The sequence below is a fragment of the Marinobacter sp. LM1 genome, assembly GCF_042763285.1.
Taxonomy (GTDB): domain Bacteria; phylum Pseudomonadota; class Gammaproteobacteria; order Pseudomonadales; family Oleiphilaceae; genus Marinobacter; species Marinobacter nauticus.
Window position 1 is genome coordinate 2673264 of sequence record NZ_CP114373.1, and the last position, 18540, is coordinate 2691803.

General features: G+C 58.0%; 19 protein-coding genes. 9 read left to right on the plus strand and 10 right to left on the minus strand.

All coding sequences use genetic code 11. The features are described from left to right. Positions 1-31: 31 nt before the first annotated feature. A complete protein-coding gene (locus OZ656_RS12575; protein ID WP_199451766.1) occupies positions 32-772 on the plus strand; it encodes a DUF3108 domain-containing protein in 741 nt (246 codons plus the stop codon). On the opposite strand, the gene OZ656_RS12580 is transcribed toward OZ656_RS12575, so the two are convergent. The 4 genes from OZ656_RS12580 to apbC form a co-directional block, all read right to left on the minus strand. Continuing rightward, the gene (locus OZ656_RS12580) at positions 769-2046 is read right to left on the minus strand and encodes a valine--pyruvate transaminase (protein WP_199451765.1); all 1278 of its coding nucleotides are present in this window, start codon (positions 2044-2046) and stop codon (positions 769-771) included. The two genes, OZ656_RS12575 and OZ656_RS12580, sit on opposite strands and share 4 nt — an antisense overlap. A 63-nt stretch (positions 2047-2109) precedes the next feature. Then, positions 2110-2709 (minus strand): YjaG family protein, encoded by a 600-nt coding sequence (locus OZ656_RS12585; protein WP_379944545.1) that lies wholly within the window; start codon positions 2707-2709, stop codon positions 2110-2112. Then, positions 2706-3272: a dCTP deaminase gene (gene dcd / locus OZ656_RS12590; RefSeq protein WP_011784457.1), complete on the minus strand. Its 567-nt coding sequence runs from the start codon at positions 3270-3272 to the stop codon at positions 2706-2708. Before dcd ends, OZ656_RS12585 begins: the two co-directional genes overlap by 4 nt. Before the next feature lie 260 nt (positions 3273-3532). Continuing rightward, positions 3533-4633, minus strand: coding sequence for an iron-sulfur cluster carrier protein ApbC (gene apbC, locus OZ656_RS12595; RefSeq protein WP_022991706.1), 1101 nt, complete (start codon positions 4631-4633; stop codon positions 3533-3535). A 180-nt stretch (positions 4634-4813) separates the two neighbouring features. Between apbC and metG the strand changes: the two genes are divergently transcribed. Genes metG through nth form a run of 8 tightly spaced genes read left to right on the plus strand, consistent with a single transcriptional unit; the run spans position 4814 to position 13025 of the window. Beyond that, on the plus strand, positions 4814-6850 hold the full coding sequence (metG, locus tag OZ656_RS12600; RefSeq protein WP_379944546.1) for a methionine--tRNA ligase: 2037 nt from the start codon (positions 4814-4816) through the stop codon (positions 6848-6850). 21 nt (positions 6851-6871) lie between these two features. Next, a complete protein-coding gene (gene rsxA, locus OZ656_RS12605; protein WP_014421904.1) occupies positions 6872-7453 on the plus strand; it encodes an electron transport complex subunit RsxA in 582 nt (193 codons plus the stop codon). Positions 7454-7466: 13 nt separating this feature from the next. Further along, on the plus strand, positions 7467-8045 hold the full coding sequence (rsxB, locus tag OZ656_RS12610; RefSeq protein ID WP_011784453.1) for an electron transport complex subunit RsxB: 579 nt from the start codon (positions 7467-7469) through the stop codon (positions 8043-8045). After that, positions 8045-9874 carry an electron transport complex subunit RsxC gene (gene rsxC, locus OZ656_RS12615; protein WP_379944547.1) on the plus strand — a complete coding sequence of 610 codons (1830 nt, stop codon included), beginning with the start codon at positions 8045-8047 and terminating at the stop codon, positions 9872-9874. Before rsxB ends, rsxC begins: the two co-directional genes overlap by 1 nt. 20 nt (positions 9875-9894) lie before the next feature. Continuing rightward, positions 9895-10947, plus strand: coding sequence for an electron transport complex subunit RsxD (rsxD, locus tag OZ656_RS12620; protein WP_113880485.1), 1053 nt, complete (start codon positions 9895-9897; stop codon positions 10945-10947). 2 nt (positions 10948-10949) lie between these two features. Then, positions 10950-11651, plus strand: coding sequence for an electron transport complex subunit RsxG (rsxG, locus tag OZ656_RS12625; protein WP_183581333.1), 702 nt, complete (start codon positions 10950-10952; stop codon positions 11649-11651). A 2-nt stretch (positions 11652-11653) separates the two neighbouring features. Then, positions 11654-12370 carry an electron transport complex subunit E gene (locus OZ656_RS12630; protein WP_379944548.1) on the plus strand — a complete coding sequence of 239 codons (717 nt, stop codon included), beginning with the start codon at positions 11654-11656 and terminating at the stop codon, positions 12368-12370. Between the two features lie 16 nt (positions 12371-12386). Continuing rightward, positions 12387-13025 (plus strand): endonuclease III, encoded by a 639-nt coding sequence (gene nth, locus OZ656_RS12635; RefSeq protein ID WP_011784448.1) that lies wholly within the window; start codon positions 12387-12389, stop codon positions 13023-13025. A 73-nt stretch (positions 13026-13098) separates the two neighbouring features. Here nth and OZ656_RS12640 read toward each other — a convergent pair whose 3' ends face one another. The 6 genes from OZ656_RS12640 to surE form a co-directional block, all read right to left on the minus strand. Further along, positions 13099-13674, minus strand: a complete 576-nt coding sequence (locus tag OZ656_RS12640) for a chalcone isomerase family protein (RefSeq protein WP_011784447.1) — start codon at positions 13672-13674, stop codon at positions 13099-13101. Between the two features lie 195 nt (positions 13675-13869). Beyond that, positions 13870-14868: an RNA polymerase sigma factor RpoS gene (rpoS, locus tag OZ656_RS12645; RefSeq protein ID WP_011784446.1), complete on the minus strand. Its 999-nt coding sequence runs from the start codon at positions 14866-14868 to the stop codon at positions 13870-13872. A 194-nt stretch (positions 14869-15062) separates the two neighbouring features. Continuing rightward, positions 15063-15833, minus strand: coding sequence for a peptidoglycan DD-metalloendopeptidase family protein (locus OZ656_RS12650; RefSeq protein WP_235853745.1), 771 nt, complete (start codon positions 15831-15833; stop codon positions 15063-15065). 290 nt (positions 15834-16123) lie between these two features. Beyond that, positions 16124-17113, minus strand: coding sequence for a DUF368 domain-containing protein (locus OZ656_RS12655; RefSeq protein WP_121208683.1), 990 nt, complete (start codon positions 17111-17113; stop codon positions 16124-16126). Then, entirely contained in the window at positions 17113-17769 is a 657-nt protein-coding gene (locus OZ656_RS12660) for a protein-L-isoaspartate(D-aspartate) O-methyltransferase (RefSeq protein ID WP_114435080.1), read from the minus strand. Before OZ656_RS12660 ends, OZ656_RS12655 begins: the two co-directional genes overlap by 1 nt. Then, on the minus strand, positions 17766-18536 hold the full coding sequence (surE, locus tag OZ656_RS12665) for a 5'/3'-nucleotidase SurE (protein ID WP_379944549.1): 771 nt from the start codon (positions 18534-18536) through the stop codon (positions 17766-17768). The genes OZ656_RS12660 and surE overlap by 4 nt, the downstream gene beginning before the upstream one ends. Positions 18537-18540 lie beyond the last annotated feature (4 nt).

Here is an 18540-nt window from a genome sequence, read left to right on the forward strand (position 1 = left end):
CGCTAGCGTAGACGGTCAAAGAGGCTTTTTGATGCACACAGACACCCCCCACAAACCACGTTTTCAGCTCTGGGCAGCCCTAATTGCCGGCATGATTGCACTGCCGGCGTCCGCCGGCGATGTTGATTATGCCCCTCTGGCACCCTATGAGGCCCGCTACACCGCCTCCATGTCCAAGGGCGTCAGCCTCAACGGCGAAGGTGTTCGGGAACTGACAGACCAGGGCAATAACGTCTGGCTCTACCGTACGGATGTCGACTCCTTCATCGCCGATATCAACGAATCACTGATTTTTCGCTGGGAAAATGGCCAGGTAATTCCCCTGCGCTACCGCTATCACCTCTCCGGCTTCCTGATCAAGGATCGCAAACAGTCCATTGATTTTGACTGGCAGGCAGGCACTGCCACCGGCAGCTATCGCGGCGAGAAGTTTGAAGTCGAGTTGCGGGATAAGACCCTGGACCCACTGGGCTACCAGTTACAGCTCCATCAGGATCTCAAGGCGGGCAAACGCGATGTCACCTACCAGGTGCTGGACAAGGGGGATTACGACGACGACCGCTTTGCTGTCATCGACGAAGATAGCCTGGGCGACAATGGCCGCACCATGAACACCCTGAAGGCGGAAAAGGTCCGGGACGAAGACTCCAAACGCCAGACCCTGATGTGGTTTGATCCGGCCCGGGATTACCTGCTGGTTCGCCTGCTCCAGGTAGAGCCGGACGGCAGCGAGTACGAGCTGAAACTCAAAGACGCGACACTGGCCGACTAACCGGCCAGTCCCTGCTCGGCCCACACCGCTTTTACTTCTTCAGCAATGATTCTCAGGCCCTCAGCCACCCGGGCATCGTCCTGCGAATAGGTGACCCTGAGGCACTCATGGCGATGACGCCAGCCATCCTCGGGCAAGCCCGGGAAGAAATAATGCCCGGAGACCACCAGCACACCCCGAGCCTTGAGGCGCTGATAAAGCTCCAGACTGGAGACTGGCAAATCCGGGAACCAGAGCCACAGGAACATGGCGCCTTCGGGCTTGTGGATGTACCAGCGGCAACTGTCTTCGCCCATGGCGTCCCGGAACACCGATACCGCCCGCTCCATTTTTGCTTTATAGAACGGGCAAACCACATCCCGGCTCAGGGACAGAATCTCTCCGGAGCGCACCAGCGGTTCTGCCAGCATCGCACCAAAGCTTCCGGTGGCCAGGTTCATGATGGCGTTGATACCCGACAATGCCTTGATAATGGACTCTTCGGCAATAACAATCCCGGTTCGCGCCGCCGGCAAGCCCAGCTTTGACAGGCTCAGACACAGGATAACCTGCTCGTTCCAGCTCGGCTGCGCGTCGACAAACAGCAGGCTCGGAAATGGCGTTCCATAGGCTCCGTCGACAATCAGCGGAATATCGTTTTGCCGGGCCAGTTCTTCCAGCCGGGCCAACTCCTCATCGGTGATGACGTTTCCCGTGGGGTTTGTGGGCCGGGATACACAGATAGCGCCGGTTTCTCCGGTCACCTCCACGGCCTCAAAATCCACCCGATATTTGAATTCATGGGCATCGGTGAAGGAGATGTCCGGCTGTACCGCGTGGAACAGCCCTTGCTCAATGCCGGCATCGGCGTAGCCAATGTATTCAGGCGCCAGCGGCAACAGGATATGCTTGCGATGTCCATCACCGTAGTCACCACCAAACATGTTGAAAAGCATGAAGAAGGCAGCCTGACTGCCGTTGGTCAGCGCAATGTTTTCGGGCTTCAGGCCCCAGCCGTATTCCTGATTCAGCAACTGGGCCAGGGAGGCAATAAACTGTTTTTCCCCCTGAGGGGGGTCGTAAATACCCACCAGCCGACGTACGTCCGCTTCACTGGAGGCCATCTCCGCCAGAATGCTCTGAACTCTCTGCTGGATCTCCGGAATGTGGCCGGGGTTACCACCGCCCATCATGATCATGTCCTCACCGGAGGCCATGGCATTCCCGAGATCGTCCATCAGGGAAGTAATGCCGGCATCAGCGGTGAATTTACGACCGAAAGCAGAGAGTTTCATGATTCATTCCGTTCAATAAAGTACTGAGGGAGGTTACAGGCAGTGTAGCTTGGTTGCCTTATGTCAGCCTTCCAGGGAGATTCCCAGATTGCTGACACCGTCGTTGGCGGCACCGGCTCGGAGTTCAGCCAGGAAGGCTTCTTTGGGTGTTCGCTGCTTTTTCAGCGCCATGACGGTGTCACGCTGAAACAGTTTGTCGTCCTTGAGCAGGGGGTGGTGTTCAAACACGCGCACCAGTTCGTTTTCATCCATTCCCTCACCTTCGGACATTTCAACAAAATCCATGACGGTGCGGGTCGCCAACTGGGAAGCTTCGGTGGCGCGATGCTTGTTCGGATTCAGGCGGTTCAGCAGCGCCTGCTCAAGCAACTGGCAGAAATCGAAGGCTGGGTAGACACCGTAGGCATCGTACTCATCCACATTGGGGCACAGGGCTTCTAGCTTACTGAGCAGCTGCGGAATTGCGGCATCGGCCACGTCTTTCTGGAGCATGTCCCAGGCCAGATCGAGCAACTGGCGCATCTTGCCGCCGGTTTTCAGGCCAACGGCGTCGGCGAACAGGGCGTAGTTGGGAAAGGAACGTTCGGCCAGGGCCAGCAGGAAGGCGCATTCGCGCCAGCCCTGCAGCTGTGAGACGGCTTTGAGAAACTGGTTGGCGTTCATGTCCTGGGCAGGGTCACGCCGGTCTGGCCAAGGTACTTGCCGCCGCGGTCTTTGTAGCTGGTTTCACAGATTTCGTCGGATTCGAAGAACAGCATCTGGGCAACGCCTTCGTTGGCGTAGATTTTCGCTGGCAAATTGGTGGTGTTGGAGAATTCCAGGGTTACCTGACCTTCCCACTCCGGCTCCAGCGGGGTGACGTTCACGATGATGCCGCAGCGTGCATAGGTGCTTTTGCCCAGGCAGATAGTAAGTACGCTTCTGGGGATGCGGAAGTATTCAACTGTGCGCGCCAGGGCGAAGCTGTTCGGCGGGATGATGCAGACGTCGCCGGTGTAGTTGACGAAGCTGTTTTCGTCGAAGTTCTTCGGGTCTACGGTGGCGCTGTGGACGTTGGTGAAGATTTTGAATTCGTTGCTGCAACGTACGTCGTAGCCGTAGCTTGAGGTGCCGTAGGAGATGACGCGGCCTTTTTCGCTTTCCCGAACTTGTCCGGCTTCGAAGGGTTCGATCATGCCGTGCTGTTCGGACATCCGGCGGATCCACTTGTCGGATTTGATGCTCATGGGTGAATTCTCGTTTCCAGCTGGTGGGAAAATTGGGGCGTAGTTTACCTTGTCGTGCGGTGACTGTCGAAGATATAGGACTGGTTGCCCAACACCGCGCACTGGGGGCTGCGCCATCAGGCCCTTCTGTCCAAAAACCGCTACGAGCACTTCCCTGTGCGCTTCTCTCCGGCCATCCATGGCCTCCGACATTTTTGGACAGAAGGGCCTGACGTCGCGATCCGACAGCGGAGTTTCAGTCCCTTGGCACCGGATCTTGGTTAATGCTCAGTTACGGAAACACTGGAAATCGTCCCACCAAGATTCCGCTCGCGGGTGGACAGCTCCGCCCCCACCCTTCTGGCGATGTCGCGGTAGCGTCTTGCCACTTCCGAATCCGGCTCGGCGACCACAGTCGGGGCGCCGCTGTCGGTCTGCTCGCGGATGGTCATGTGCAGGGGTAGCTGGCCCAGGAGGGTGGTTTCGTATTCTTCCGCGATGCGTTCGCCACCGCCGTGGCCGAAGAGGGGCTCTTCATGACCGCAGTTGGAGCAGATGTGGACGCTCATGTTCTCGACCACGCCCAGCACCGGGATGTCGACTTTGCGGAACATTTCGATGCCTTTCTTGCCGTCCAACAGGGCGATGTCCTGGGGGGTGGTGACGATGACGGCGCCGGTTACCGGGACTTTCTGGGCCAGGGTGAGCTGGATGTCGCCGGTGCCGGGAGGCATGTCGATGATGAGGTAGTCGAGTTCATCCCACAGGGTTTGCTGGAGCAACTGCATCACCGCACCGCTGACCATGGGGCCGCGCCAGACCATGGGGGTTTTGTCGGTGGTGACGAAGGCCATGGAGTTGGCTTGCAGGCCGTGGGCCAGCATGGGGACGAAGTATTTGTTTTCGCGTACGTCCGGGCGTTTGCCTTCGGGTACGCCGAGCATCATGCCGATGCTGGGCCCGTAGATATCGGCGTCGAGGATGCCAACCCGGGCACCTTCGGCGTGCAGGGCGAGAGCGAGGTTGACGGCGGTGGTGGATTTGCCCACGCCGCCTTTGCCGGAGGCGACTGCGATGATGTTTTTCACACCGGGGACGGCCGGCAGGTCTTTGTTGGTCTTGTAGCTGTGGATTTTCTGGGCTACGTGTACCTCGGCACTTTCAACGCCATCGACAAATTCCAGAGCGTTGGCGACGATCTGTTTCAGACCACCAGCGATGCCTTTTGAAGGGTATGGCAGTTCGACCATCAGGGTCACGTTGCCGCTGTCGTCTGCGCTCAGGTTTTTGACGGCTCCCAGTTCGTACAGGTCTTTGTTCAGGTAGGGGTCCCGGTATTCGCGAACGGCGGCTTCGAGGGCCTGTTGGGAAATCTGGGTCATCGGGGTCTCCGGAATAAGCTCATAAGCTTGAATGCAGGTGAAAAATGATGGCTCGGAAGGTATCATCTGTGCCCGTTTCTGACCATATGGGGTCTTTACCTGGAACAATCAATTGCGATTGGCGCCGGAACCCCGTTTTTGTCTTTCCAACCCGACTCAACATAAGGTTCGGACATCACCATGACGCAAGCGAGCAAGCAACAGCGCGATATTCTGGTTACCAGCGCCCTGCCCTACGCCAACGGGCCCATTCATCTGGGGCATCTGCTGGAATACATTCAGACCGATATCTGGGTGCGCTTCCAGAACATGCGCGGCCACAACTGCTACTACGTTTGCGCAGACGACGCTCACGGCACCGCCATTATGCTGCGGGCCGAGCGTGAGGGGATTACCCCGGAGCAGCTGATCGACCGGATTCGTCAGGAGCATCAGGAAGATTTCGCGGGCTTTCACATCCGTTTCGACAATTATTACTCCACGCACTCGGAGGAGAATCAGTACTTCTCGGAGTACATCTACCGCCAGCTCAAGGACAATGATCACATTGCCACGCGCAAGATCACGCAGTTCTTTGATCCGGAAAAAGAGATGTTTCTGGCGGATCGTTTCATCAAAGGCACTTGTCCCAAGTGCAAAACCGAAGACCAGTACGGTGATAACTGTGAGGCCTGCGGCGCCACCTACACACCCGCCGAGTTGATCAACCCCCGCTCTGCGGTGTCTGGCGCTACCCCTGTGGAAAAAGAATCCGAGCATTACTTCTTCAAACTGCCGGAGTTCCACGATTTTCTGAGCAAGTGGACCCGCAGCGGTGCTCTGCAACCCCAGGTGGCCAACAAGCTGGCCGAGTGGCTGGATGCGGGCCTGCAGGAGTGGGACATCAGTCGGGATGCGCCCTATTTCGGGTTTGAGATCCCGGATGCACCAGGTAAGTACTTCTACGTTTGGCTGGATGCACCTATCGGCTACCTGGCCAGCTTCAAGAACCTGTGCAACCGCGAGGGCATCGATTTCGAGCATTTCTGGAAGAAGGATTCCAGTGCCGAGGTGTACCATTTTATCGGTAAGGACATCATCAATTTCCATGCCCTGTTCTGGCCGTCGATGCTGCACGATGCGGGCTTCCGCACGCCAACCGCGGTTTGGGCTCATGGCTTCGTGACGGTGAACGGCAAGAAAATGTCCAAGTCCCGCGGCACCTTCATCATGGCGCGGACATACCTGGACCACCTGAACCCGGAGTACCTGCGCTACTACTTCGCCGCGAAGCTGACCGGCGGCGTGGATGACATGGACCTGAACCTGGAAGACTTTGCCGCCCGGGTGAATTCCGATCTGGTGGGCAAGGTGGTGAACATTGCCAGCCGCAGTGCCGGTTTTATCACCAAGCGCTTTGACGGCAAGTTGGGCAAGGTCACCGAGCAGGACAAGCTGAAAGAGTTTATTGATGCTGGTGAACAGATTGCAGAGTTCTACGAAGCCCGTGAGTTCGGCCGCGCCATGCGTCGGATTATGGAGCTGGCAGACATTGCCAACCAGTACGTGAATGATGAGCAGCCCTGGGTGACTGCCAAACAGGACGGCCAGGATGACCAGCTGCAGGCTATCTGTACCAACGCCATCAACATGTTCCGCCTGCTGATGACCTATCTGGCACCGGTACTGCCGAAGACCGCCGATGCAGCCCAGTCGTTCCTGAATTCACGCCTGGACTGGAACAACCGTGCCGCCCTGCTCGAAAACCACGGCATCGACAAGTTCAAGCCGCTGATGAACCGGGTGGATATGGACCAGATCGAAAAAATGCTGGAGGCCTCCAAAGAGGAACTGCCGGCGGCCCAGGGCGACAGCAAGAAAGAGGCGGCAAAGGATCTCGAACCGATCGCCGAGGAAATCGAGTTCCCGGATTTTGCCAAGGTGGATCTGCGGGTCGTCAAGATTGTCAAAGCAGAACATGTGGAAGGCGCTGACAAGCTTCTTCGACTGACTCTTGACGTGGGGCATGGCGAACGCAACGTGTTTGCTGGTATTAAGTCCGCCTACAAACCGGAAGATCTGGAAGGTCGTATGACCGTGATGGTCGCCAACCTCAAACCCAGAAAGATGAAGTTCGGTATGTCCGAAGGCATGGTACTGGCGGCCGGCCCCGGTGGTAAGGATATTTTCATTCTGTCTCCGGATTCCGGCGCTGTGCCGGGCATGCGGGTGATGTAAAGCAGAGACTGAGACGCTCCGATGACAGAGTATTTACTGATTCTGGTCAGCACCATTCTGGTGAACAACTTTGTGCTGGTGCAGTTCCTTGGGCTGTGCCCTTTCATGGGCGTTTCCGGGAAACTGGAAACCGCCATGGGCATGTCGCTGGCAACCACGTTCGTGCTGACCCTGTCGTCGGTGTGCAGTTATCTGGCCTACACCTACCTGCTGGCCCCGCTGGATCTCGCTTTCCTGAAAACCATCACCTTCATCCTTGTGATTGCGGTGGTGGTACAGTTCACCGAAATGGTGGTACGCAAGACCAGTCCGCTGCTGTATAGGGTTCTCGGGATTTTCCTGCCCCTGATCACCACCAACTGCGCGGTATTGGGTGTAGCCCTCCTGAACCTCAACAAAAACAACAACTTTGTGGAATCTGTGCTTTACGGCTTTGGCGCCGCCGTCGGCTTCTCCCTGGTGCTGGTGCTGTTTGCCGCCATGCGCGAGCGCATTGCCGTATCCGATGTGCCGGTGGCCTTCCGGGGCGCGGCTATCGGCATGATTACCGCAGGGCTCATGTCGCTGGCTTTCCTGGGCTTCACCGGCCTGGTCGCGGTCTGACGGAGCGGTTGTTATGTGGACGAGTTTCCTGATTGCCGTTGTGGTCCTGCTGGCGCTTGCCCTGGTCTTTGGCGGGCTACTGGGGTTTGCCTCTGAACGGTTCAAAGTTGAAGGCAATCCACTGGTAGACCAGATTGATTCGCTGCTGCCGCAGACACAGTGCGGCCAGTGTGGCTTCCCCGGCTGCCGGCCCTATGCCGAATCCATTGCCAACGGCGACGCCATCAACAAATGCCCGCCCGGTGGTGAAAGCACCATCAAGGCGCTGGCCGATCTGCTGGATGTAGAGCCACAACCGCTGGACGCAGAACACGGTGTCGAGCAGGCCAAGCGGGTGGCTGTTATTCGCGAGGATGAATGCATCGGCTGCACCAAATGCATTCAGGCCTGCCCGGTAGACGCCATTCTGGGCGCCGCCAAGCACATGCACACCGTTATCGAGAGCGAGTGCACCGGCTGTGACTTGTGCGTGGAACCCTGCCCGGTGGACTGCATCGACATGATCACCATTGAGCAGGATATCCGTACCTGGACCTGGACACCTCCAGCGCCCCAAATCATCACCACCGATCGCCAGGGAGCCAGCGCCTGATGACTCAGCTGTGGGATTTCACCGGCGGCATTCATCCGCCCGAGAACAAGCATCAGTCCACGGCCCGCCCGATCCGCAAGGGCGCCATGCCCGATCGCCTGGTATTGCCATTGCAACAACACATCGGCGAACCGGCAGAGTTGGTGGTTGCGGTGGACGATCGGGTACTCAAGGGTCAGAAAATCGCAGACGTTACCAATGGCATGGGTGTGCCGGTGCATGCTCCCACTTCGGGGGTGATCGAAGCCATTGAACAGCGTCCGGTTCCCCACCCGTCCGGTATGGCGGACTGGTGCGTGGTACTGAAACCGGATGGCGAAGACCAGTGGTGCGCCCTGTCACCGATTGACGATTACAAACAACTTGACCGGGAAGCGGTGCTGCAGCGAATTCGCGAAGCCGGCATTTCCGGCATGGGTGGCGCCGGTTTTCCTACCGATATCAAGCTGAGGCCTCCAAGGGATCGCAAGGTCGATACCCTGATTCTCAACGGCGCGGAATGCGAGCCCTACATCACCGCCGATGACATGACCATGCGCGAGCAGGCCGCCGAGGTGGTTGCAGGCCTGAAAGTGATGGCGTGGATTCTCCGGCCCTCCCGGTGCGTTGTCGGCATTGAAGACAACAAGCCCGAGGCCATTGCCGCCATGCGCAAGGCGGTGGCGGGCACTCAGATTGAAATTGCGGTGGTGCCCACCAAGTACCCGTCTGGTGGTGAAAAACAGTTGATACAGATTCTGACCGGCCAGGAAGTCCCCAGTGGCGGTATTCCTGCTGATATCGGGGTGATGTGCCAGAACATCGGAACTGCCGTCGCCGTGGGCCATGCTGTCTTTGAGGGCAAGCCGCTGATATCCCGTGTGGTAACCGTTACTGGCGAGGCGGTGCGGGAACCCGGCAATTTTGAAGTCCTGATCGGCACCCCGATCCATCACCTGCTCGAAACGGCTGGATTGGCGCAGGAGCGGCTTGACCGGCTGATTCTTGGCGGCCCCATGATGGGGTATACCCTGACCACCGATTCCGTGCCTGTGGTAAAAACCACCAACTGCGTGATCGCGGCAACCGCGGCAGAACTGCCGGCTCCGCCGCCAGAGCAACCGTGCATCCGCTGTGGACAGTGCGCCGAGGCGTGCCCCATGGAACTGTTGCCGCAGCAATTGTTCTGGTATTCCAAGGCGGGTGAATTCGAGAAGGCAGAACACCTGAACCTGTTCGACTGCATCGAATGCGGAGCCTGTTCCTACGTCTGCCCCAGCTCCATTCCTTTGGTCCAGTACTATCGGTTTGCCAAAGGCGAGATTCGCACCCAGCGCGCGGAACAGCTGAAAGCGGATCGCGCTCGCGAGCGCTTCGAGGCACGTCAGGCCCGCCTGGAACGGGAGCAACAGGAAAAGGAATTACGGCGCAAGGAGCGGACCAAGGCTGCTGCCGAAGCTCAGGCCAAAAAGCAGGCGGAAGCCGAAATGGCCGCCGCCGATGGCCAGGCAAGCGACGACCGGGCAGCCAAAGCCGCCCTGGTACAGCAGGCCCTGGAACGCAAGAAGGCCAAAACAGCCGCCGACACCAAAGAGCAACCGGTACCGAGCAGCACTGAAGTGGCCGATGACAAACCCGACATAGAGGCGCTGGAGAAGCAACTCACCCAGGCAGAAGCCAAGCTCAACACCATGCAGGGCATGCTCGATGAGGCCCGGGCTCAGCAGGCAGATAACGTCGAGAAACTGGAACGTGCTGTCGCCAAGAACCATGATCGGGTGCAACGGGCTCAGCAGGCGCTTGATCAGGCTCGCAAGCAAGTGGCGGAAGAACCCGCGTCGTCTCAATAATTCAATCAGGCTGGAACTTCATGGCTCTTGTTCAACAGTCCTCACCCCATGCTCGTCGCGCGCGGCCCACGTCACGGGTCATGCTCTGGGTCATTCTGGCCGCTCTGCCCGGCCTGCTGGCCCAGACTCTGTTCTTTGGCTGGGGCAACCTGATCAATGTCGTCTGGTGCATTGCCTTGGCGCTGGGCTCTGAAGCCGCCTTCCTGAAGCTGCGCGGCAAACCCGTCGCCTTTTTCCTGCGTGACAACACCGCGGCGGTCACCGGCCTGCTGCTCGGGCTATCCCTGCCCCAGTTCACGCCCTGGTGGGTCTCCGGTATTGCCGTGGTCTCAGCAATCGTAGTGGCCAAGCAGCTTTACGGTGGTCTGGGCTCCAATCCCTTTAACCCGGCCATGGTGGGCTATGCCCTGGCATTGATCTCGTTTCCGGTCGCCATGACCACCAACTGGGCCGAAGCAGCCACGCTCTGGGGCGGCGCGCCCGGCTTTGGTGAGACCCTCGCGAAGATTTTCACCGGGGGCCAGACCGCCGTCGACGGTTGGACCATGGCAACACCGCTGGACGAATACAAACACAAGATTGCCAGTCACACGTCAGTGGAAGTGCTCGGCCACCCCACCTTTGGCAACTTGATTGCCCGGGGATGGGAGTGGGTCAATCTGGCCTTCCTGGCCGGCGGCGTCCTGCTGATCGCCCTTAGAATCATAACCTGGCATATTCCGGTTGCCTTCCTGGCCGGTATTGCCGCCATGAGCCTGGCCTTTGGCAGCAACGCCGACCAGTACGCGCCTTTGCAACTGCACCTGCTGGCCGGTGGTACCATGCTTGGCGCGTTCTTTATTGCCACCGACCCGGTTTCGGCAGCCACCAGCCATCAGGGCAAGCTGATATACGGTGCCGGCATCGGTGTCCTGGTGTACCTGATTCGCAGTTGGGGCAACTATCCCGATGCGGTCGCGTTCAGCGTGCTACTGATGAACTTCGCGGTCCCGTTTATCGACCATTACACACCACCCCGCACTTACGGCCATCACAAGGCCCGCCGGGGCGTCCCGGGCCGGAGTGGAGGTTGACCATGAGTGCAGTAACCACCGCCATCCGTCGAAGCGCAATCGGCCTGGGCCTGTTTGCCATTATTACCGGCGGCACGATTGCCCTGACTCAGGGGCTGACCAAAGACCGGATTCAGGAGCAGGCGGCCCGCGCCGAGGCCAGGGCACTGTTCGAGATTATTCCGGAAAGCCAGCACGATAATGACCTGCTGAGAGATGTGGTCACCCTGCCTGCCAGCGAGCGGCTACCCGTTGAAGGCCCCGTGCGGGCCTGGGTTGCCAGAAAAGACGGCCGGCCTATCGGCATGATACTGCCCACCGTGGCACCAGACGGCTACTCCGGTAATATCCGCCTGTTGGTTGGCCTGGATCTTCAAGGCCGGGTATTGGGCGTTCGGGTCACCAGTCATAAGGAAACACCGGGGCTTGGCGATCGTATCGAGACCCGCAAGTCTGACTGGATCTATGGGTTTGACGGGAAGTCTCTCGGTAACCCTGCCCCCAACGCCTGGAACGTGAAGAAGAACGGTGGCATCTTCGACCAGTTCACCGGAGCCACCATCACTCCGAGAGCCGTAGTGAAAGCGGTACAGAAAACCCTGGTCTATTTTCGCCAGAACCGTGAGATCATCCGCGAACGGGTGAACGCGCCCCCGGAGCCCGGTAAGCGCCGCCTGTCTCCGGAAGCCATTGCCGCCGATACTCAACCAGCGGAGCACTCCTGATCATGAGCACGAAAACGTCCAGCGAAATCATCAAGGATGGCCTCTGGCACAACAACCCTGCCCTGGTGCAGGTTCTCGGGTTGTGTCCGCTGCTTGCCGTCACCAGCACGGTCGTCAACGCCATCGGACTGGGCCTGGCCACACTATTGGTGTTAATGGGCTCAAACCTGTCGGTCTCCCTTATCCGGAACTTCGTCAGCGAATCCGTTCGACTGCCGGCGTTCGTCATGATCATTGCCTCGTTCGTAACCTGCGCCGAACTGCTGATGCAGGCGTTTACCTATGAGCTGTACCAGATTCTCGGCATCTTCATCCCGCTGATCGTTACCAACTGTGCCATTCTTGGCCGTGCCGATGCCTTTGCTTCCAAGAATCCACCGTTACCGGCCATTCTGGACGGCGCCATGATGGGGCTCGGCTTCCTGGCGGTATTGATGACGCTGGGTGCTATGAGGGAACTGATCGGCCAGGGCACATTGTTCGCCGATATGCACCTGCTCCTGGGCCCCATGGCGGCGGATTGGGTTATCCGGCCGTTCGAACAGTACCCCGACATGCTGTTCATGGTGCTGCCACCGGGCGCCTTTGTGGGCCTGGGGTTGTTGATTGCCCTTAAGAACGGCATCGACAATCACCTCAAAGAACGCAGAAAAGCCGCCGAACCCGCTCCGGCCAGCACCGGTAGTAAACGGGTGCGCGTAACCGGCACTATTTCCTGAACCAGATCGGGCCAGCATGAACAAAGAAAAACGTACCGAGATTTTCTCCCGGTTGCGGGACGCCAACCCCAACCCGACCACGGAGCTGAATTACAGCACGCCGTTTGAGCTACTGATTGCGGTCATTCTCTCCGCTCAGGCCACGGATGTTGGCGTGAACAAGGCCACCGACAAGCTGTTCCCGGTAGCGAACACGCCCGAGGCCATTCTTGCCCTGGGCGTTGACGGCCTGAAGGAATACATCAAGACCATCGGCCTGTTTAACAGCAAGGCCGAGAATGTGATCAAGACCTGCCGCATTCTGATCGAGAAACACGGCAGTGAAGTCCCGGCCCGGCGGGAAGACCTGGAAGCCTTGCCCGGCGTCGGCCGTAAAACGGCTAATGTGGTGCTGAACACAGCGTTCCGGCAGCCAGCCATGGCCGTGGACACCCACATTTTCCGGGTCTCCAACCGTACCGGTATCGCGCCGGGCAAGAATGTACTGGAAGTCGAGAAACGCTTGCTCAGGCTGGTGCCGAAAGAGTTCCTGATGGACGCTCACCACTGGCTGATCCTTCACGGCCGGTATACCTGCACAGCCCGAAAGCCAAAATGTGGCGCCTGCATTATTGAGGATCTGTGCGAATTCAAGCAGAAGCGGGACTACCAGTAGACTGTCTTGAAAGCGAACTGACAGGAACAAAAAAAAGCCGGCGAATGCCGGCTTTTTCAGATCTGGGTTGCGATCAACGCTGGCCCAGCATTTTCTCTTTCAGGTCTTCCTGGGCGGGCTTGTCTGACAGCCAGATACCAAACAGCGCCTTCTTGAACTCCAGGCCGCCAACGGTATCTTTCTGCTCGCCGTTCTTGAGTACGCGAACGCCTTCGCCGGGCAGGTAAACCAGATCAAACACATCACCTTCGGTGATCTCTTCCTGGAATACCGCCATGAACTGGTCCACATCCGACTGGATAGCAGACAGGTCACCATCGGTGGATGCCTTGAAGCCGTCCATGGTCGCCTCGGTCATGCGCTCGCTGGTGATCATCCCCGAGGTAATGTGCAGCGTGATGGCCTGGGGCTCATCAGCGTTGATAACCGCTTCGCCATCGCTCACCTGTTCAGGTACATAGAGACCACCCACATAAAGATCCATAAACCACTTGGAACGGGTGCCGGCGCCATTGAGCTTGAGTTCCTGCCCCATGGCAGAATAGGTATCGGGCACATCGACATCCCCTACGGTCAGGGCGGAAGCCGGGGCTGACAGAACACCGGTTAGCAAAAGGGATGCAAATCCTGCAGTAAGAGCCTTCTTCATAGTCCTTTCCTTTCGATCGTTATTATTGAGTGTTTCATTCGACACCAGGGCGACTCCCTAGATCTGCCCGGTGGCCCATTCTAACAACGAACTTTGCGGCCTGATCGCCACCTGGTTCTCATTTGCCGCCACATTTAACAAAAAAGCCGACCATGTTTCCATGGCCGGCTTTTTCACTGGTCTCGTCAATCCAGTCTATTTGAACAGCAGACTTCCGGATAATCCCTCTTTCTCAAGGATCTCCCGCAGGCGACGCAAAGCTTCCACCTGAATCTGACGCACCCTTTCCCGGGTCAGGCCAATCTCCTGGCCAACCTCTTCCAGGGTACTGATGGGATAGCCCCTCAGCCCGAAACGGCGGGAAAGCACTTCCTGCTGTTTGTCGCTGAGCTGGTCAATCCACTTCTCCAGGCATGAACACATGTTGTTGTCCTGCAGCAGATCCGCAGGATCCGACGCGCCCTCATCGGCCACGGTATCCATCAGGGACTTGTCACTCCCGGCCCCGATCGGAGTATCCATGGAGGCAACGCGCTCGTTGAGGCCGAGCATGCGTTTTACGTCGTCAACCGGCTTGTCGACCATGCGGGCAATTTCTTCCGCGGTCGGTTCATGGTCCAGCTTCTGGGTCAGCTCACGGGCGGCCCGCAGGTACAGGTTCAATTCCTTGACCACATGAATCGGCAGACGGATGGTGCGGGTCTGGTTCATGATGGCTCGTTCGATGGTCTGGCGAATCCACCAGGTAGCGTAGGTGGAGAAACGGAATCCACGCTCGGGATCGAACTTCTCAACCGCCCGAATCAGCCCCAGGTTGCCTTCCTCAATCAGATCAAGCAGTGTCAGCCCACGGTTGACGTAGCGGCGCGCAATCTTGACCACCAACCGGAGATTACTCTCGATCATGCGCTTACGGCCGCTCTCTTCGCCTTTACGGGCAAGCCGCGCGAAGTACACCTCTTCTTCCGGAGTAAGCAGGGGAGAAAAACCAATTTCGTTGAGGTACAGCTGAGTGGCATCCAGCTGCTTCTGGTTGGAGTAGTACTTTCCCTGTGCGGGAAATCCGTCTTCGACTTCTGCAGTTTCGTCTTCAGCAGAAGCTTTTTCAGGCTTGTCTTCGGCTAACAGTTGATCGTCGGCGTCTTCCAGATCTGCTACGCGATCAATGATGATATCTTCCTGTTCTACTGACATTGTTTACCCCGCCTCTCAATAATCCTGTTGTCACCCGCTACTTCTTTTTATTCCGGGAGTGTTTCAGTTTTGGTTTTCTTCAGGACATTTACTTGTTGGCTGGCAATTACCGTTGCCGTTTTTGTTCTTCTGTTTCGCGGTTTCAGTCAGGCTGTTGGGTAATACCCTCCGGGCCTCGGGCCCGTGCGCGTTTTTCAGCGCCTTGGCAAATACCTGGATGGATCCACCGGGTTGCCATTCTTGCGTATCTCGAAATGCAACTTCGGTTTGTCGGTTCCGGTATTGCCCAGTTCGGCGATTACCTGTCCAGCTTTCACACCCTCCCCTTCCTTTACGAGAATTTTCCGATTGTGTGCGTAGGCGCTCAAATAATGTTCGTTATGGTTCACGATAATCAGATTGCCATAACCTAGCAACCCGTTTCCTGCGTACACCACGCTTCCATCAGCCGCCGCCTTGACAGCATCACCGGGATTGCCGGCGATATCAATGCCTTTATTGACTTTGCCAGACGAAGAAAAGTTTGCAATTACAGTGCCAGAATGCGGCCAGTGCCACCGCACATTGGCCACCACCTGACTACCGGATGACCTGGCCGTCGGAGCGGAGGTCGCGGGTTTGGCAGCCGGTTTCGACACCGTCGCGCCTGCACCTGAACGGGAAGGGGGTGGTGATGCCGCGGGCCTGGAGGGCGCGGTCGTCCGCGCGGTCTGGGGGATCGTGCCCTTGCGATCGAGTCGAAGCACCTGCCCCGGACGAATATTCCAGGGCGGCCCGATGCCATTGGCATTACCCAGCTCCCGGTAGTCCCGGCCGTACTGCCAGGCGATCCTATACAGGGTTTCGCCCTTTTTGACCACATGGGAGCCCCAGTAAACCGGGGGGTTATACAGATCGTCCTGATAGATTGCACTGGTATTGCAGCCAGAGAGCACAAGCACGGCGAGGACCAGAAGCGCCGTCATGAGGACCCGGAACAATGGAGGGCTCCGGCGCTCAGAAGCCGGGACTTCAGACCACCAAACGGGGAAATGCTCAAATTGAATGCGCCCGTTAAAAAGAGTCACGTATTAAAAGCTGCCCGGTTATGAAAAATCCGTCTTAAGAATCGCCCTGATTTTATCCAGTTTCTTATCATTCAGGACTAACTTACTAATATATTGCACGATTATCGGGCAATTCCAAGTTACCCTGTGCACAGGATTGTTACCCTCGGGAACAGTCCTTTTGTGCGCCAGGTAACGTTTTCTCTTGCTCAGGCAGAACCACTCTCCGCAGGCGTTGCCTTTTTGCCGGCCAATTCAATCACTAATACCAAGGCCAGCCCGAGCGCCGCCATTAACGACGCCAGCAGAATCTGGGGATCCTGCCCGTAAAGCGTTGTCCAGGTTTCCGGTGTCACCGGGGTCTGGCTCAACGGTACCTGATGCCCGGCACTGTTGGTACGCCAACTGAGGGTTTCCTGCCAGGGCCAAACCTTACTCAAGGCGCCCACCATAAAGCCGGTGAGCAGCGCTAACACTGTGTCGTGAAAATGCCGAAAGGCCAGCGTAATCAGGCGCGCAACCGACAACAACCCAATCAGGCAACCCAGCACAAACAGCCCCAGATGGATCAGTTCAAGATTTTTGATCGCGGCAAGAACGGGGGCGTACATGCCGATAATCAACAGCAGGAAGCTGCCAGAGATTCCGGGCAGAATCATGGCGCAGATGGCCAGCGCGCCAGCTCCAAGGAAGGCAATACCCGTGGGCGCAAGTTCACTGGCCGGCAAGGTCGTCACCCACCAGGCAAAGACAGCCCCCGCCACAAACGGCACGAGCAAACCGGCCCGAGGGCGCTGGATCTGCTGACCAACATGCCAGACCGAGGCCACGATCAAACCGAAAAAGAAGCTCCATATCAGAACCGGCTGGGTTTCGAGCAACCAGGTAATAACAGAGGCCAGACTGGCAACACTCGAGACAATCCCCGCCAGCAGGCACACCAGAAATGTTCCGTCGATGGCTCGCCAGAAGCCGGCCACATTACCCCGCACCAGTTGGCGCACAAAGGCTACGGGCGCGGCACTGATGGCCTCCAGCAGGCGGAAGTAGATACCGGTGATGAAGGCAATGGTGCCACCGGAAACACCTGGCACAATATCCGCGGCACCCATCGCCATGCCCCTCAGGAATATCGCAGGCAGGCGATGATGATACTCAGTCTGGTTCTGGTCTGTTTCCGACACCGACGGTTCTGACATTAACGGATAACTCCACCCAACAAAGGCACAAAATGCACCGGTTCAAGGTTGTGGCGCTCAAAGCGATTGCCTTTGCGGATAATCTCAACCAACACCTGATTCTCTTCCCCCACCGGGGCTATCAGCACGCCACCATCGGCCAGCTGATCCAGCAGCTCTCTGGGAACTTCCACCGGGGCTGCCGTTACGATGATGCCATCGAAGGGCCCTCGTTCTGGCCAGCCCATACCACCATCCGCATGTTTAAGCAGGACATTGCGCACGTTTAACTGACGCAGCCGGTCCCGGGCGCGATCCTGGAGCGGGCGGATACGCTCAACACTGTAGATCTCGGGGAACAGTTGCGAAAGCACGGCCGTCTGGTAACCGGAGCCGGTCCCCAGTTCCAGCACCCGTTGCGGCGCATGGGCCAGCAACAGCTCAGTCATCCGGGCGACGATGTAGGGTTGGGAAAGAGTCTGGCCATGCCCGATAGGCAGCGAGGTATCCTCGTAGGCCCGGTGCGACAACGCTTCATCCAGAAAGATATGCCGGGGCACCTGGCCAATCACATCAAGCACCCGGTCAGACTCTATTCCCCCCTCACGCAGGCGCTGCACCAGACGCATGCGCGTGCGCCGTGAGGTCATACCAATGCCTTCGAGCTGGGCCGTCATGGCTGACCTCCGGTACTCATATCCAGACCGTCAACCCATTCCCTGAGGCCGGACAAGGCTTCGTGCCGGGTCATATCGATGTGAACCGGGGTGATGGACACATAGCCCTCACGCACGGCATGAAAATCCGTGCCCGGGCCTGCGTCTCCACCCTGCCCCGCTGCCCCTATCCAGTATCGCTGCTTGCCTCTCGGGCAGGTCATCGGCACCGCACCTTCGGCCCGTTCACGGTGCCCCAGACGGGTCACGCGGAACCCGCTAAGCTGTTCCCAGGGCAGATCCGGCACATTTACATTGAGAATGGAACGGGGGCCCAGTTTCAGGGCCTGCTTGTACTCCAGCAACAGCCGCACTACCCGGGCAGCCGTGTCGTAATGGAAGTGGCCATTGTTGACCAGCGATACAGCAATGGCAGGCAGCCCCAGATGGCGCCCTTCGGTAGCAGCTGCCACTGTGCCCGAGTAGATGATGTCATCACCAAGATTGGCGTGGGTATTGATGCCCGACACCACCCGATCAAACGCCGTGTCGAACAGACCGTTAACGGCCAGGTGTACGCAATCTGTTGGCGTTCCGTCGACAGACCGGAAACCATTGGGATGCTGCTCTACCGTAAGAGGCCGGTTCAGTGTCAGGGCATTACTGGCACCGCTGTGATCCCGGTCCGGGGCAACAACTTTCAGCTCCCCGAGGCCCTTCAGACCCTCATACAGCGCCACCAGACCCGGCGAATGAACGCCATCGTCGTTGGACAACAGAATTCGCACAATT